Source organism: Synechococcus sp. RC10A2, assembly GCF_047502605.1.
Map to the genome: position 1 here is coordinate 206,840 of NZ_JANSHP010000067.1, position 13,754 is coordinate 220,593.

13 protein-coding genes and 1 riboswitch are annotated in these 13,754 nt (G+C 61.7%); of the genes, 3 read left to right on the plus strand and 10 right to left on the minus strand.

Going from position 1 to position 13,754, the window contains the following annotated elements; genetic code table 11:
• Nucleotides 1-6 precede the first annotated feature (6 nt).
• From NW848_RS09730 to NW848_RS09770, 9 genes are all read right to left on the minus strand, one after another.
• Nucleotides 7-2,550 carry a tetratricopeptide repeat protein gene (locus NW848_RS09730; RefSeq protein WP_414511064.1) on the minus strand — a complete coding sequence of 848 codons (2,544 nt, stop codon included), beginning with the start codon at nucleotides 2,548-2,550 and terminating at the stop codon, nucleotides 7-9.
• Nucleotides 2,551-2,666: 116 nt separating this feature from the next.
• Nucleotides 2,667-3,560, minus strand: a complete 894-nt coding sequence (locus tag NW848_RS09735) for a polysaccharide deacetylase family protein (RefSeq protein ID WP_414511065.1) — start codon at nucleotides 3,558-3,560, stop codon at nucleotides 2,667-2,669.
• Between the two features lie 56 nt (nucleotides 3,561-3,616).
• Nucleotides 3,617-4,987: a diguanylate cyclase domain-containing protein gene (locus NW848_RS09740; protein ID WP_414511066.1), complete on the minus strand. Its 1,371-nt coding sequence runs from the start codon at nucleotides 4,985-4,987 to the stop codon at nucleotides 3,617-3,619.
• Nucleotides 4,988-5,063: 76 nt separating this feature from the next.
• Nucleotides 5,064-5,933 (minus strand): substrate-binding domain-containing protein, encoded by an 870-nt coding sequence (locus NW848_RS09745; protein WP_414511067.1) that lies wholly within the window; start codon nucleotides 5,931-5,933, stop codon nucleotides 5,064-5,066.
• Between the two features lie 3 nt (nucleotides 5,934-5,936).
• Nucleotides 5,937-6,401, minus strand: a complete 465-nt coding sequence (locus NW848_RS09750; RefSeq protein WP_414511068.1) for a potassium channel family protein — start codon at nucleotides 6,399-6,401, stop codon at nucleotides 5,937-5,939.
• Between the two features lie 2 nt (nucleotides 6,402-6,403).
• The gene (locus NW848_RS09755) at nucleotides 6,404-6,892 is read right to left on the minus strand and encodes a universal stress protein (RefSeq protein ID WP_414511069.1); all 489 of its coding nucleotides are present in this window, start codon (nucleotides 6,890-6,892) and stop codon (nucleotides 6,404-6,406) included.
• A gap of 2 nt (nucleotides 6,893-6,894) precedes the next feature.
• Nucleotides 6,895-7,098, minus strand: coding sequence for a hypothetical protein (locus tag NW848_RS09760; protein ID WP_414511070.1), 204 nt, complete (start codon nucleotides 7,096-7,098; stop codon nucleotides 6,895-6,897).
• 1 nt (nucleotide 7,099) lies between these two features.
• On the minus strand, nucleotides 7,100-8,536 hold the full coding sequence (gene gatB, locus NW848_RS09765) for an Asp-tRNA(Asn)/Glu-tRNA(Gln) amidotransferase subunit GatB (RefSeq protein ID WP_414511071.1): 1,437 nt from the start codon (nucleotides 8,534-8,536) through the stop codon (nucleotides 7,100-7,102).
• Between the two features lie 182 nt (nucleotides 8,537-8,718).
• The gene (locus tag NW848_RS09770; protein WP_414511072.1) at nucleotides 8,719-10,497 is read right to left on the minus strand and encodes a diguanylate cyclase; all 1,779 of its coding nucleotides are present in this window, start codon (nucleotides 10,495-10,497) and stop codon (nucleotides 8,719-8,721) included.
• Here NW848_RS09770 and uvrB point away from each other — a divergent pair.
• The 3 genes from uvrB (at nucleotide 10,496) to NW848_RS09785 (ending at nucleotide 13,078) form a co-directional block, all read left to right on the plus strand.
• Nucleotides 10,496-12,475, plus strand: a complete 1,980-nt coding sequence (uvrB, locus tag NW848_RS09775) for an excinuclease ABC subunit UvrB (RefSeq protein ID WP_414511073.1) — start codon at nucleotides 10,496-10,498, stop codon at nucleotides 12,473-12,475. The genes NW848_RS09770 and uvrB overlap by 2 nt on opposite strands.
• A gap of 51 nt (nucleotides 12,476-12,526) precedes the next feature.
• A riboswitch (cyclic di-GMP riboswitch) is annotated at nucleotides 12,527-12,611 on the plus strand.
• Nucleotides 12,612-12,650: 39 nt separating this feature from the next.
• On the plus strand, nucleotides 12,651-12,929 hold the full coding sequence (locus tag NW848_RS09780) for a hypothetical protein (RefSeq protein ID WP_414511074.1): 279 nt from the start codon (nucleotides 12,651-12,653) through the stop codon (nucleotides 12,927-12,929).
• A gap of 26 nt (nucleotides 12,930-12,955) precedes the next feature.
• Complete coding sequence (locus NW848_RS09785; protein WP_414511075.1) at nucleotides 12,956-13,078, plus strand: hypothetical protein; 123 nt, start codon at nucleotides 12,956-12,958, stop codon at nucleotides 13,076-13,078.
• 46 nt (nucleotides 13,079-13,124) lie between these two features.
• Here NW848_RS09785 and NW848_RS09790 read toward each other — a convergent pair whose 3' ends face one another.
• Complete coding sequence (locus NW848_RS09790; RefSeq protein WP_414511076.1) at nucleotides 13,125-13,589, minus strand: hypothetical protein; 465 nt, start codon at nucleotides 13,587-13,589, stop codon at nucleotides 13,125-13,127.
• Between the last annotated feature and the right edge of the window lie 165 nt (nucleotides 13,590-13,754).

A 13,754-nucleotide genomic window follows, 5' to 3' on the forward strand; every position in this document is an offset into this window, starting at 1 on the left:
TTTTGGTCAGCGATGTTTAGAACTGCGTTGTATGGAGAGGTTGCAGTGTTTTATGGCGGGGTACAGCTTGGCGTCCAGCCGTTGGCGGATGGCGCTGGCGTGACGGAAGCGGTCGCGCGCCTCGTCGTAGCGTTGCTGGCTGGCTCGGAGTCGCGCGAGGATTTCCAGCGTGCGGGCGACGCCGTACTCGTTGCCGTAGGTTTGACGGATTTCCTGCGCGCGGGTCAGGTACTGCTCCGCTTCGTCCAGACGCCCTTCGTGCCAGGCGAGCCAGCCGAGGTTGTGCAGCGTGCGCGACTTGTGAGGCAGGTTCATGTAGGTTGGTTCGATAACCTCCCACGCCTCTTGTAGCAGGCTGTGTGCGTCGCGTCCCATCGCGTGTGCCAGCCGCCATGGGTGATCGGCGTCGCGCGCCAAGAGTTCAATTTCCGCGAGGCGGTTGAGAGTCCAGCAGACCCAGCGTGGCTGCTTCTCTTTCTGCCAAAACTCCAGCGTGGGCAGGTGGCGTTGGAACGCATCGTCATAGCGCCCCAGCACCGCGTCCAAGTCGCCTAAGCAAGCCTCAAGGGCGTGGCGCGATCGGAGGGGAAGCGCGGGCGTAGCGTCGCACTCCTCAAGACCTTCCAGCGCATACCTTTCCGCCCGTGCGTAGTCGCCCAGTTCCAAGCAGACACGGCTCAGCTCGCGGCGCGCACTGTTATCGATAAAGACCTTCAGCTTCCGGGAGGTCTTCATCTTCAAGCATTCCCTGTACAGTTCGCGGCTGCGTTGGAAGCGCCCCTGCTGGTAGTTCGCATAGCCGTCGACATAGTGAACCCAGATACGCACTTCGCTGGACATGCGCCAGAAAGAGGGGGGCTGTTTGATGTCGCGCAGGATACCTTCTGCCATTCGGAGGTTGCCGATGACCGCTTCGCACTCGGCTAAGCTTGCGGCGTTCATCACTGCCGCTTCGCGGGCGCGAGTAGACTCGGCTTGCTCCCAGGCTATGCGGTAGTATTGGTGGGCACGGTCGCCTTCGCCCATATCGTGCCAGAATCGTCCGACGCGGTAGGCATATTCCGGGAAAGGTTCCAACAAGCGCACGAGTTCTGCCGCGCGCTCATTCTGTTGGGTGCTGGTAAGCCCGTCGAAGATAGCGTAGGCGACCGCCGCGCGCGCCGCGTCGGGAGTATCTGGTGTGCGCTGTATGTAATCGTAACCCCAGTCTAAAAGCTTTGCGGGCGGACGATTGGCGCACATGCGAGTCAGTTGCCCCAGAACCGCCGCAAGTTCCGTATATCGCTTCTGCTCCGCTAAGTATTCCAGCACGCTGCGAAGCGTATTCACCTGTTGGAAGCACCATAAGCGTATCCTGTCAACAGGTAGCTCGTCTGGGAGGCGCTGCAGGCAACGCCAGTAGTAGTCGTGCAGGCGCGCCATCACGACCTGCCGTTCCCCTTCCGAAAGGGGCGGGATGAGGGGGCGCATCTGGGGGTGGATGCGATACCATTTCAAATCTAATATTTGGGCACCCGACTGCTGCAGGAAGCTTCGCTGCGTTCTGGCATCGTGCGGAAGCTGGCGCTGCGTCATGGCGTCGAGAAATGACTGCATCGCCGCGGGGCTAATCTGCGCCGCCGCCGCTGCCGCCGCAGTCTCGAAGTCCTCCGCAAATACCAGCAGGCATCTCAGGATGCGCAACTCCTCTTCACGAAGCACGGGCATTAGACACGGGTGTTCCCTCTGCGGGTTCCGCGTCTGTGAGTGCTTGGGGAGAAGTCCAAGCTTGGAGCGAAGCTGTGGGTTGTGCAAGCAGCGGAAATCGTGGTGCAGATATAGCCCTAAAGTGACCAGTTTGCCAGGATGTCCTTTCAATTCGGTGCACAACTGCGCAATTTCGCCGATGTCTTTCGGCATGAGCTTAGGCAGCGCCCCTATCTGCTGAAGCACCAGTGCGGCGCTTGGATATTCCTTCAGAGCGTCCAGTGATGTGAGCGTTGTGGGCGGCAGCGGCAGCGGCTGTAGGTTCAGCGTCTGCTCAACCGCCAACCCCAACGGCTGTTGCGAGGTCGCCAGAATCTTGGCGTTAGGCGCAGCTTCCAGCAACGCCTGCACAGACGCCGCGCCGTTAGGCAGCAGGTGGTCAAAATCATCCAATACGATGAGCGCGCCGCCCGCAAATAGGCTTCCAAGCAACCGTCGCCAGCCTGGCAGAGGGAACGAGATATCGAGCGTGTGGAACAGCGACGCGAGAATCTCGTCTGCGGTCTTCAACAGGGTCAGGTTCACATAGACGCAAGGGACGCCCGAATCGAGCATTTGCCCAAGGAACGCGCATCCCAGGTGCGTCTTCCCGATGCCCGACTCACCGATGAGCGTCAGCAGCGGCGCGTTCGGCGCGTGATACCACTGCGCTATCCGCTGAAGTTCCTGCTCGCGCCCAAGGCATGCGCTCAGGTAATTGGGCGTCGACGCGGCGGCGCGCCCCTCACGCATCAGTCGCCGCGCACGCCGTATCGTCGCGCGGTAGCGCCGTAAATCTCCCTGCTCCCCATCAGACCCTCGCATATCTGCCTACCTCTTGCACTAACAAATATTCAGAACTGCTTGGTTGCTATAGACGAAACTCGTTCCCGTTTGTTTCCCGAGATCGAGTGGTTCTCTGTGCGCCCCCACCCCGTGCTTTAGCCATAATTATACATCTTTGCCAGTTCGCGATAGGTAAAGAGGCGGATTTTCTGCTCTTGTAAGATACGCTTGAATTCAGGTTCTTGAAGGATTTCCAGTTCCTGCACGCGGTAGCGCCAGCCGCCCGTGATGGCGTTGCCTTCGGGGTCGTCCATGCCCAGATGCACAATCAGTTCATTCACGCCGGGCTTGAGCGTGCGCAGGTAGTCGTGCAGGCGTTGGCGGTGCCTCTCTTTGCTTTCGCCAGGCGCGTACTGGGGGTTGAGGTAATCGATTCGGGGCAGCCCTGCCGCTTCGATGCGTTGGAATGCGTCGCGATAGTTTATGCCGCGCGCTGCCGCCATCGCCATGATTTCAGGCGTAGGGCTGAACACCATCGGCGGAATGCGGTACTCCATCGCCACTTTCAGAAAGACTTCGAAGAACCGCACATCGGCGTACAGCGTGCCCATATGCGAGTCGAGATGGGTTGGTTTGAGCCCCATGCGAAGCGCGAGTTCGATTTGGGCGCGAATTTCGGTCTCTACCTCTTGCGGGCTGGCGTGGCGCACGACCTCCTCGACGCTGCGCCACATATAGCCCTGCGCGTCCAGCAGCCCCTTTACCTTGTCGGCGGGGGCGACGGGGCGCCAGCGGTTCGTGAGCCACTCGCTGGTGAGGGTCAGGTGCAAGCCCACATCGGCGTTGGGATTCTTCTTGATCCATGTTGCCGCTTCCGCGACCCATGCGCAGGGCATCATCAGGCTGGCGCTGCTAATCGCGCCCGATTCGAACGCTTGAATCGTCGCGCGGTTCGCCGAGTGGGACATCCCCATATCGTCGGCGTGAATAATCAGCAGTTTCTCCTGCGTTTTCGGCTGCCACTCCTGCAAGGCGGTTCGTCGTCGCATGGAGAGTCTGTTCGCGTTGGCGAAACCGTTTCCTGCTGATGGGCGCGAGGCTGCGCTTACACATTATCCAGCAGTCGTCGCAGCAGTCGGTTGAGGGCATCCAGCACGGCGGCGGCGACAGCGCGGTACGGGTCGTCGCGGATAAGCGCGCTGCCGACCAGTTCCTGTCGGGTCTCGCCGTTCTCCCACAGCACGACGACATTCACGATGGCGCGTCCCGCCTCGCCTTGCGTTTCTTCGATTTGGAGGAGGCTGATTTGCACGCTGGCGGGGGTCAGCGGTTTGAGGGCGTTGAGGGTCGCTTCGGCGAGGAGGCGTTGCGGGTTCGCCTCACCCTCCGCCGCGCCTTCCAGCACGCGGTTCTCTGCCTGCAGGTAGATACGCGCTTTAGCGCGTCGCCCCTCGCGCTCGTAGGAGACGCTCTGGATTTTGATGCGTCGTTCGGACGGCGGGGGCGTCTCCACGACCGCCTGAATGGGCAGCGCGAGTTGCCCCCCCTGCGCCGCGCGCGGCACCAAGCCCTTCATCATCATACACTCTTGGCTCGCGAGGTTAACCAGATTGTCGACGGTGGCGGCGTAATGCACCTGTTCGCGCTCGCGCGTGCGCTTGCCGCCTTGATACCCGTAGGAGACCGTGAGGGGAATATCGACTTCAGGCAGCTGAATGCTGGCAATCTGTCGACTTAGTTGGTGCGCCAGCAGCCCTGCCTCTTCGCGGCGGCGCAGAGTGGCAATCGCGAACTCATCGCCGCCCCACCGACAGACCACATCGGTTTGGGGGTCAATCTCGCTCGCCAGCAGCTGCGCGACGCGCCGCAGCACCTCATCTCCCACCAAGTGTCCGTATCGCTTATTGAAAGTGCCGAAGTTGTCCAAATCGAAAAAGATGACAGTTATCTCGTTGCCTGCCGCGAGTTGCTCGATGCTCCATTCACGCAGGTAGTCTGACCAAGGCAGCCCCGTCATAGGGTCGTAGCTGCGCCCGATTTCGGAGAGCAGGTCGAACACGCTGATGATGCCGATGAGTCGCTCGTTTTCCATGACGGGGATTAGCGTTTGGCGGTGGCGTTGGAGCCAGTCGGCGACGACGCGCAGGGGCGTCTGCGGCGTGGCGACCATCAAGTCGGTGGTCATCACCTCGCGTACAGGGGTGTCGAGGGCGACACCCAGCAGGTTCTCTAGCGCCACAAGCCCCAGCACTTGCCCGCTTTCGTACACGGGCAGCCCTTGCAGGCGATGCCCCCGCATCAGCAGCAGCGCCGTCTCGACGGTGTGGTCAGGGTTCACCCACACGCGGACAGGCTGGATTAGGTTTTGGATGGTGCGCATCGAGTGCTCGCGCCCCCTCGGCAGGCGTGTTGTCCATTCGGTCGTGCGCTGGGACTCCCCTTCCAGCACACGCAACGCCTTCAGGTTCACAGCCACGCCTCCACGCTGTCCTTTCCTAAAGTATACGCCGAATGGTGTCTCATAGCCCTCGCGAGAATTGCCAGTTTTTCAGTCAGCGGGCGCGCCACTCGTAGGGCACATAGACGATTTGCAAGTCGCCGCCGCGCCCTTGACTAAGGTTGCGCATCAAGTTCGCGGCGCGCACGCCAATCTCTTCGGGGCGCTCCAAAACCAGCAAGTCGATCTGGCGGGCGAGATACCAGTCCTTTGCCGATTCGCGCCAACTGAGTGCGCCACAATTTTTTGGGCGCGCGACGCCGATTCCCTGCTGTGCGACCTCCGCGCCCATCATGAAGATACCCTGCACGCGCGGCTCGGATGCCAGTTTTTGAATCACCGACGGCGCGTTTCGGCTATCGCTCAAGGGTATTAGGCGCGCGGTCAGGCGACGATTGAACAGCAGTCCGTGTCGGAAGCCTTCCCAGAATTCGGAGACGGCGCACGGCACGGGATGCCCTGCGACCACGACAATTTCACCTGCAGACACGCGCTGGGCGTACCAAATGCCTGCCCGCCGCCCCGCGTCATAGTAGTAAGTGCTGACATAGCCCAAGCGTGTTGTGTTCGGCAAATCCGCGCCCACCAGCACCACAGGTACGCCCTCCTGAATCGCCTGTTCGACCGTCTGCTTCGCCCAGGCGTCGTTGGGGGCGCAGAAGGCGACTGCGCGCCAGTCGCCTTCAACGACGCGCCGCGCGGCACCCTCGCGCTCCGCCGCTGTGAAAAAGACCGTCTCCAGTTGCACGCCAGGCAGGTTCAAGCGTTGGCGCATCCCGTTTAGCACGGCGTCCCAGAAGTCGTTGGGCTTGCCCTGCACAAATACCGCCATCGGGAACTGAAACGATTCGGTTGGGGGTGTCGGCGCGTCTTGGCAGGCGAATAGCGTCAAACTTAGCACCGCCAGCGTACCCAACCGTTGCATCGATTAGTCCTCCAGCAGCTGCCTGAGTTCAGGATAGAACTGATTGTAGTGTTCGATATTTTGGGCGGGGTTGCCCAGCAGCCAGTCGCGCAGGTAGCCCGCCAAGATGGCGCCGCTGGTGACGGTGAAGATACCGTACTCGCGGTAGGCTTCTGCGCGCACGGGGTCGTTCACCTTCGCGGCGACGCGCTGCACGCCGAACAATTCCCGCGCCATCTGCACCACCATCAGGTTCGTGTTGTCGCCGTTGGTGCAGGCGATGAAAGCGTCCGCTTTGTCGACCTCTGCGCGGCGCAGGGTATCTTCGTCCAGCCCGTCGCCGACGACAATCGTGCAAGCGTGCTTCTTGCCCAGGCGCATCAGCGCGTCCTGCGACCGCTCGATGACCGTTACCTGATGCCCTGCGTGGCTCATTAGCAGGGCGAGCATCGAGCCCGTGCGTCCGCAGCCCATGATGACAATTCGCATCGTTAGTCTGCCTCCTGGGGCGCGCCGTAGAGCCAGACTTGGCAGCGCGCCTTGCGCAGCACGACTTCGACGGTGTCGTCCAGCGCGGGGCGCGCGCGTCCGTTGCGGTAGCGCGCCGTGATAAACAGCAAATCGGTTTGGAACTCTTCCGCCGCGTTCACGATGGCGTAGCCGCAGTGGTGCGTGGGGCGCACGACAATCTGCGGTTCGGATACGCCCAGCTCTTCGGCGATTTCGCGGGCGGCGGCGGCTGCCAGCTCGCCCTCCTGCACGCGCTCTGGGGGGCACGCTTGCAGCCCTATCGAGCGCGGCGTCTCCACCAGGCACAGCACGGTCAACTGCGCGTCGAACACCTGCGCCATCTCGTAGGCAAAGCGCAGCGCCTCGCGGTCGTCTGCCGTGTTGCTAAACGGCATTAGCAGTCGCTTCGGCGGCAGCGCCTCTGGCGACGACCGCTTCGACTTCCTCCAGCCGAACAGTTTTAGCCCCATCGCTATTCCTTCGGTTGATTGGGAGCGTGACGCTCCACAAACCGCCGAAACATCCACACACGCACGAACGCCCAACCAATCAGCAGCACGCCCAGCAGCAGCCCCTCCGTGCGCTTGAATAGAAAATACTCGTAGTAAATCACCCCGACGCCCAGCCCAATCATAATTAGGCTAATCCCATACCGTAGAAACTTGCGTGCGTGCATGTTAGTCCAGCTCCTCGCGTAGGATTTCGCCCGCGCGTTGCGGGTTGGCGCGTCCTTGCGTCTCGCGCATCATCTGCCCGACCAGGAAGCCCAGCACGCTCGTTTTGCCCGCGCGGTACTTTTCGACCACCTCGGGGTTCTCGGCGATGACCTTGCGTGCGGCGGCGCGCAGCGCGTCCTCGTCGGAAATCTGCACCAGCCCCCGCGCCTGCACAATCTTAGAAGGCATCTCGCCCGACTGGAATACTTCGTCGAACAGCTCTTTGGCGATGCGCCCCGAAATGACGCCTTTCTGTAAAAGCTCAATCAGGTCCGCAAGGTGGGCAGGCTGCAGCTTCGAGTCGCGGATGTCGGTATTCGTTTCGTTCAGGTGCGCTTGCAGCTCGACGGTAATCCAGTTGCAGGCGGTCTTCGGCTCGACGCCCAGCGCGACGCACTGCTCGAAGTAGGTCGCCGTGTGGATGTCGGCGGTCAGGAGGCGCGTCTCGGTCGCGCCCAGCCCGTACTCGTTGCGGTAGCGGTCGGCTTTCTGCAGCGGCAGTTCGGGAATCGTCGCCCGCAGCGCTTCCAGCCACTCATCGGTAATCTGAATCGGCACAATATCGGGTTCGGGGAAGTAGCGGTAGTCTTGCTCGTACTCTTTGGTGCGCATGGGGAAGCTGTACGCGCCCTCTTCGCTCCAGCCGCGCGTCTCTTGGACGACCTGCCCACCTTCCTGCAGGATTTTTATCTGCCGCTCCACTTCGAACTCGATGCCGCGCACGACGGAGCGGAACGAGTTGAGGTTTTTCAGCTCGGTCTTGACGCCTAATTGCGCGCTGCCTGCGGGCGCGACGCTGATGTTCGGCTCGCAGCGCAGTGAACCCTCCTCCATCTTGCCGTCGCATACGCCCAAGTAGGTCAGCACCGCGCGCAGTTGCACGAGGTACTCTTTCGCGGCTTCGGCGGAGTGCAAATCGGGCGGGAAGTCAGTGACGATTTCCATCAGCGGCGCGCCTGCGCGGTTGAAGTCCACCTCGCTCTCGCCTGGTAGGTAGTGGAACAGCTTGCCCGTGTCCTCTTCCAGATGCACGCGGCGGATACGCACGGGGAACCGCTCGCCCTCGACCTCGATTTCCAAATGCCCGCGCGTGCCGATCGGATGCACCTCACCGTACTGCGAAATCTGGTAGCCCTTCGGCAAGTCGGGATAGAAGTAATTTTTGCGGTAGAACATCGCGACGGGGGCAATCTGGCAGTTCAGCGCGAGCGCGGTGCGAATCACATGCTCGACCGCTCGCTTGTTGGGCACAGGCAGCACGCCAGGCATCCCCAGACAGATGGGGCACACATTCGTGTTAGGCAGGTCGCCGAACCGCGTCGGGCACGCGCAGAACATCTTACTCTCCGTCAAGAGCTGCGCGTGTACCTCCATGCCGATGCTCGGAATGTAGCGCATAGCGAATCCTTACGCCCTATGAGTATACCCATTTCTGTACGGATGGGGCAATTGGAGGCGTACTCTCGATACCGTCTAATAAGTGCCTTCGCGATATGATTTCGACATGCGAGTGGGCAGACACGGAGGCCTGCCCCTACAGAGACGCCGTTTTGTAGTGCGAGTGCGCGAAGCAACCTCCTCTACGCCGCTTCAGGCTGGTAGACGCATACTTGGTCGCGCCCGTTGCGCTTAGCGCGGTAGAGTGCGGCGTCCGCTTCGTAGACCAGCGTTGCGGGGGGCGTCCCGCGCCGATAGGTCGCCACGCCGAAACTCGCAGAGATGGGCACGCGCGGATTCTTAATCGCGCGTATCTGCTGGCGCAGTCGCTCGGCGACCTGAACTGCCTGTTCGAGCGCGGTGTTGGGCAGCAGCAGCGCGAACTCCTCGCCCCCGTAGCGCGCCGCGACATCATACGCCCGCGCCGACTCGCGTAGCACCTGCGCTACTTGCTGCAATAGCTCATCTCCTGCGGGATGCCCGAAACGGTCGTTGAACTGCTTGAAGTGGTCGATGTCGAACATAATTAGCGACAGGGGCTGCTGGAGCCGTTCCGCCATCTGCGCTGCGCTGTGCAACGCCTCTTGGAAGGCGCGGTGGTTCTTTAACCCTGTCAGTCCGTCCGTGACGGCGGCTTGCGCCAGCGCGCGGTTTGCCTCTACCAGTTCAGCGTTCAGCGTCGCCAGCTCCTGATGCGCCTGCTGGAGCTGCTGATGCACGCGCTCCAGCTCCTCTTTCTGGGCGAGCAATTCCTCCCGCTGTTGCTCCTGCATCTCGAACGCCTGCTGCAGTTGCAACGCCATCTGGTTGAAGGCGTGGGCAAGGTAGCCGAACTCGTCGCGCGCGGGGTAGGCGACCCGCGCATCCCAGTCCCCTGTGGCGAGCCGCTGAATCGCGACGGTGAACCGCCGTAGCTGGCTCTTCAGAAGCAGTACCATTGTCAGGCTGGCAGTCAGCGCGAGCGCGCCGCCAAACACGAACAGATACTGCTTGGTCAGGCATAGCGCGTGCAGCAGCCACGCCTGCTCCGCGCGTGGCGGCTCTACCTGGAGCCACGCAATCGGGCGACCCGCGCTGTCGTAGAGGAGTTGGGATACATTGAGGAGAGCTTGAGCACCGGCTGTAGTGAACACACGGTTCGAATCCCCCCACTCCCTTGCCCTCTCCCCCCTTAGTAAGGGAGGTGAGGGAGGATTCATAACTGCCCGCACCCGCAATGCGCCTGTGTGCCCTGCCGACTGACTCACGCGCCGTAGGAGCGTCTCATCAATCGCCTTGCCGACTATCAGCACACCTGCTGGGGGATGAAGCCACTGATCGTCAACGATAGGCGCGGCAGCAAGGATGTAAATTCGCTCGCCCCGACGATGCAATCCCGCGTTGCCGATACCGCGCATTGCCTGCTGAAACGGCGCGGTTCGCCGTAGCCACTCCCACTCACCTGCCGTGTGCACCACCCACGCGCCCTCGGCGTCCACGACCATAGCGAAATCGTAGTAAAACTGCCCAGGCAGCCAGTCCACGATGTTGCGACGCACCCATTCGGTGTCGCGCCGCTGTACCGCCGCGTGCGCATCGTTCCAGACGGTGTAATCCTGCACTTGGCGCAGCAGCGCGGCAATCTCGCGATCCAGTGCGCTTACGGCAGCGGCGAGTCGTTGATACTGCACGAACTGCCGATGTGCTTCGAGCGACCGCTGCAGGAAGAGGTAGCCTATGCCAAGTAGCGGCGTCATTAGCCCCAGCATCACGCCAAGCAGCATCCACAGAAAGCGCACCCCTATCGGCAGGCGCGCCCACCCCTCGCGCAGCCGCCACACGATAAACCGCGCCCACAACCGCCCTCGCCGAAACTGACCCGTGCGCACATAGGGGTTATGCCATCTCAGGCAAGCGTACCTACGGGTATAATTTCCGAGCATGTTCAAACTAAGCACGGCGTTCGAGCCGCGCGGCGACCAGCCCCAGGCGATTGCCCAGCTGGTGGCGGGCCTCCAGCGCGGGTACGAGTTTCAGACGCTGCTGGGAGCGACAGGCACAGGCAAGACCTTCACGATGGCGTCGGTGATTGCCGCCGTGCAGCGCCCCGCGCTCGTGATCGCGCACAACAAGACGCTCGCGGCGCAATTATGCCAAGAGTTTCGCGCCTTCTTCCCCGAAAACGCGGTCCACTTTTTCATCAGCTACTACGACTACTACCAGCCCGAAGCGTATGTGCCCCAGACCGATACTTATATCGAGAAGACCGCTTCCATCAACGACGAGATCGACCGCCTGCGCCACGCCGCCACGCAAGCCGTGCTGGAACGACGCGATGTAATCGTGGTCGCGAGCGTCTCCAGCATCTACGGGCTGGGGTCGCCCCAAGAGTACCTGCGCAGCATCGTCACCGTGCGGCGCGGTGACCGACTCGACCCGCGCGAGCTGGCGATGCGTCTCGTAGAACTGCAGTATGTGCGCTCCGACATGGTGCTGGGACGCGGTACTTTCCGCATCCGCGGCGATGTGATCGATGTGCAGCCCGCCGACGAGGAGTATATCACGCGCATCGAACTCTTCGGCGACGAGGTGGAGCGCATCACCGAGTACGACCCGCTCAAGGGCGAGACGATTGCCGAGCTGGAGCGGGCGAACTTCTTCCCCGCGACGCATTATGTCACGCCGTGGGACAGGATGGACGCCATCACCGCCCAGATACGCGAAGAGCTGGAGGCGCAGGTCGCCTACTTCGAGTCGCAAGGGCGGCTGATTGAAGCGCAGCGCATCCGCCAGCGCGTCGAGATGGACTTGGAGATGATGCGCGAGCTGGGCTACTGCAACGGCATCGAGAACTACTCGCGCTATTTTGACGGGCGCAAGCCCGGCGAGCCGCCCTACACGCTGCTGGACTACTTCCCCGACGACTACCTGCTGTTTGTCGACGAGTCGCACCAGACGATTCCGCAGATCCGCGCGATGTATAACGGCGACCTGCAGCGCAAACGCACGCTGGTGGAGTACGGTTTCCGCCTGCCTTCTGCGCTGGACAACCGCCCGCTGCGCTTCGAGGAGTTCCTGCAGCGCGTCGGACAGGTCATCTTCGTCTCGGCGACGCCTGGTCCCTTTGAACGCCAGGTGAGCCAGCAGATTGTGGAGCAGATTATCCGCCCGACAGGGCTATTAGACCCCGAGGTCGTCGTGCGCCCCACGCAGGGGCAAATCGACGACCTTATCGCCGAGATCCGACAGCGCATCGAACGCAACGAGCGTACGCTGGTGACCACCCTCACCAAAAAGATGGCAGAAGACCTTACGAACTACTTGCAGGAGTTGGGCATCCGCGTGCAGTATCTCCACTCGGATGTGCAGTCGCTGGAGCGGGCGGAGATTCTGCGTGACCTGCGCTTGGGAACCTACGATGTGGTGGTCGGGGTGAACCTGCTGCGCGAGGGGCTGGACTTGCCCGAAGTGTCGCTGGTGGCAATCCTGGACGCCGACAAAGAAGGCTTTTTGCGCTCGGAGACCTCGCTGATTCAGACCATCGGGCGCGCCGCCCGCAACAAGTTCGGGACAGTCATCCTGTATGCCGACCGCATCACTGGCTCGATGCAACGCGCCATCGACGAGACGAACCGCCGCCGACAGGTGCAGATGGAGTATAATCAGCGGCACGGCATCACGCCCGAAACGGTGCGCAAAGAGGTGCGCGAGACCGTGCGCGCCTACAAGGTCGCCGAAGAGCGCGCGAGCTACCAGATTGTGGACACCGACCGTGTGGCGTTCGAGGACCTGCCGCTGGTGATTGACCGCTTGGAGCAGGAGATGCGCCAAGCCGCCAAAGCGCTGGAGTTCGAGCGCGCTGCTATCTTGCGCGACGAAATCCAGCGACTGCGCAGGATTTTGGAAACGAGCGGCGTATGACGACTCAAGATTTCGGCGGAGCCTGCCGATAATAGGTGTGGAGTGAGCCGAGGCAGTAAAAGGCAAACCTGTAGTGATGCAGGGGCGCAAAGCCTATGGGTCTGTCGCGGCAGCGGCAGATAGCCAGGTTGCCTGCTTCTGGCTTGCTGAATCTCAGCAAGACAGGAGGCAGACGATGCAAATCTCGCTTGAGGAGCTGCGGAAGGTTGCGCAGGCGTACCGACGACAACGGGCAGTGGTGCAACCGCTGGAGCCAGTGCCCGCGCCGTTTGTTGCGCCTGAAGCTGAAGATGAGCGGCTGGCGCGCGAGATCGCTCGCATGCTGGCTAATACGCCCGACATCCGTGACGAGCGCGTGCAGGAGGCGAGCCAGTCGCTGCACCACACGCCCCCCGCAAAAGCGATTGCCGTTGCGATTATGCGCCGCACAATTGCTGACAACATAACACGCTAAGCGCACCCTCCCTATCCTAAGGGGAATTGGCGCGGGCAAGCTTGGATGTCTGCTTCGCCCGCGCCGATGAGGTGCTCACCCGCATGTGCGAACAGGATAGTATCAACTATTTCCCTCTCGGCGCGTCGGGCACACAGCCTCGGCGGTAGGCTGCCGCCGGGGTTCTGAACCAGTAGGTCGGTGTCGGCAGAACATTTACAAGAGGCGCGGCACGCGAAGTTTTTCGCCCAGAAACGGTTGCGCGCCCTCCAGCCACGCCAACACCTGACGCAGCATGCGCGCATCCTCCAGTTCGCCGCGATAGTGCAACCCCAACACATACTCCACAAGCGACCACTTGAGCCGCTCGGACGAAACCATGTGCGTGTACGAATCGGGCAGCGGAACCCTCAAAGACCACTGACGCACGCAGTCCTGTCGCTGGGAGGCGTCTTCTACAGACAAGCAGTCACGCAGGCGCGACAGCCACTCATCAGCCTCTGAACACCCAAGAATCTCCCGCTCGTTCGGCATCACGCCAAACTCGTTCAGAAGCGTCCACAGCGCAGACTGATACTTTTCTACTTTTGCCTCCATCGCCTCGTCCCAATCGAATCGTACCCCCAGCACGGTGTGAACTGTCTCATTCCGACTGATGCTGGCTCGGCGTCGTACCCACATGCTACACTCCTCAGGGGAATTGGCGCGGGCAAGTTTGGATGTCTGCTTCACACATCGCGAGATAGGACAACCCGATGGGCAACACCACAACACACATCCAGTATACCACTTCCAACAACTCATCCACACCACGCCCCTCCACACCACACGACCCGAACCCAAACA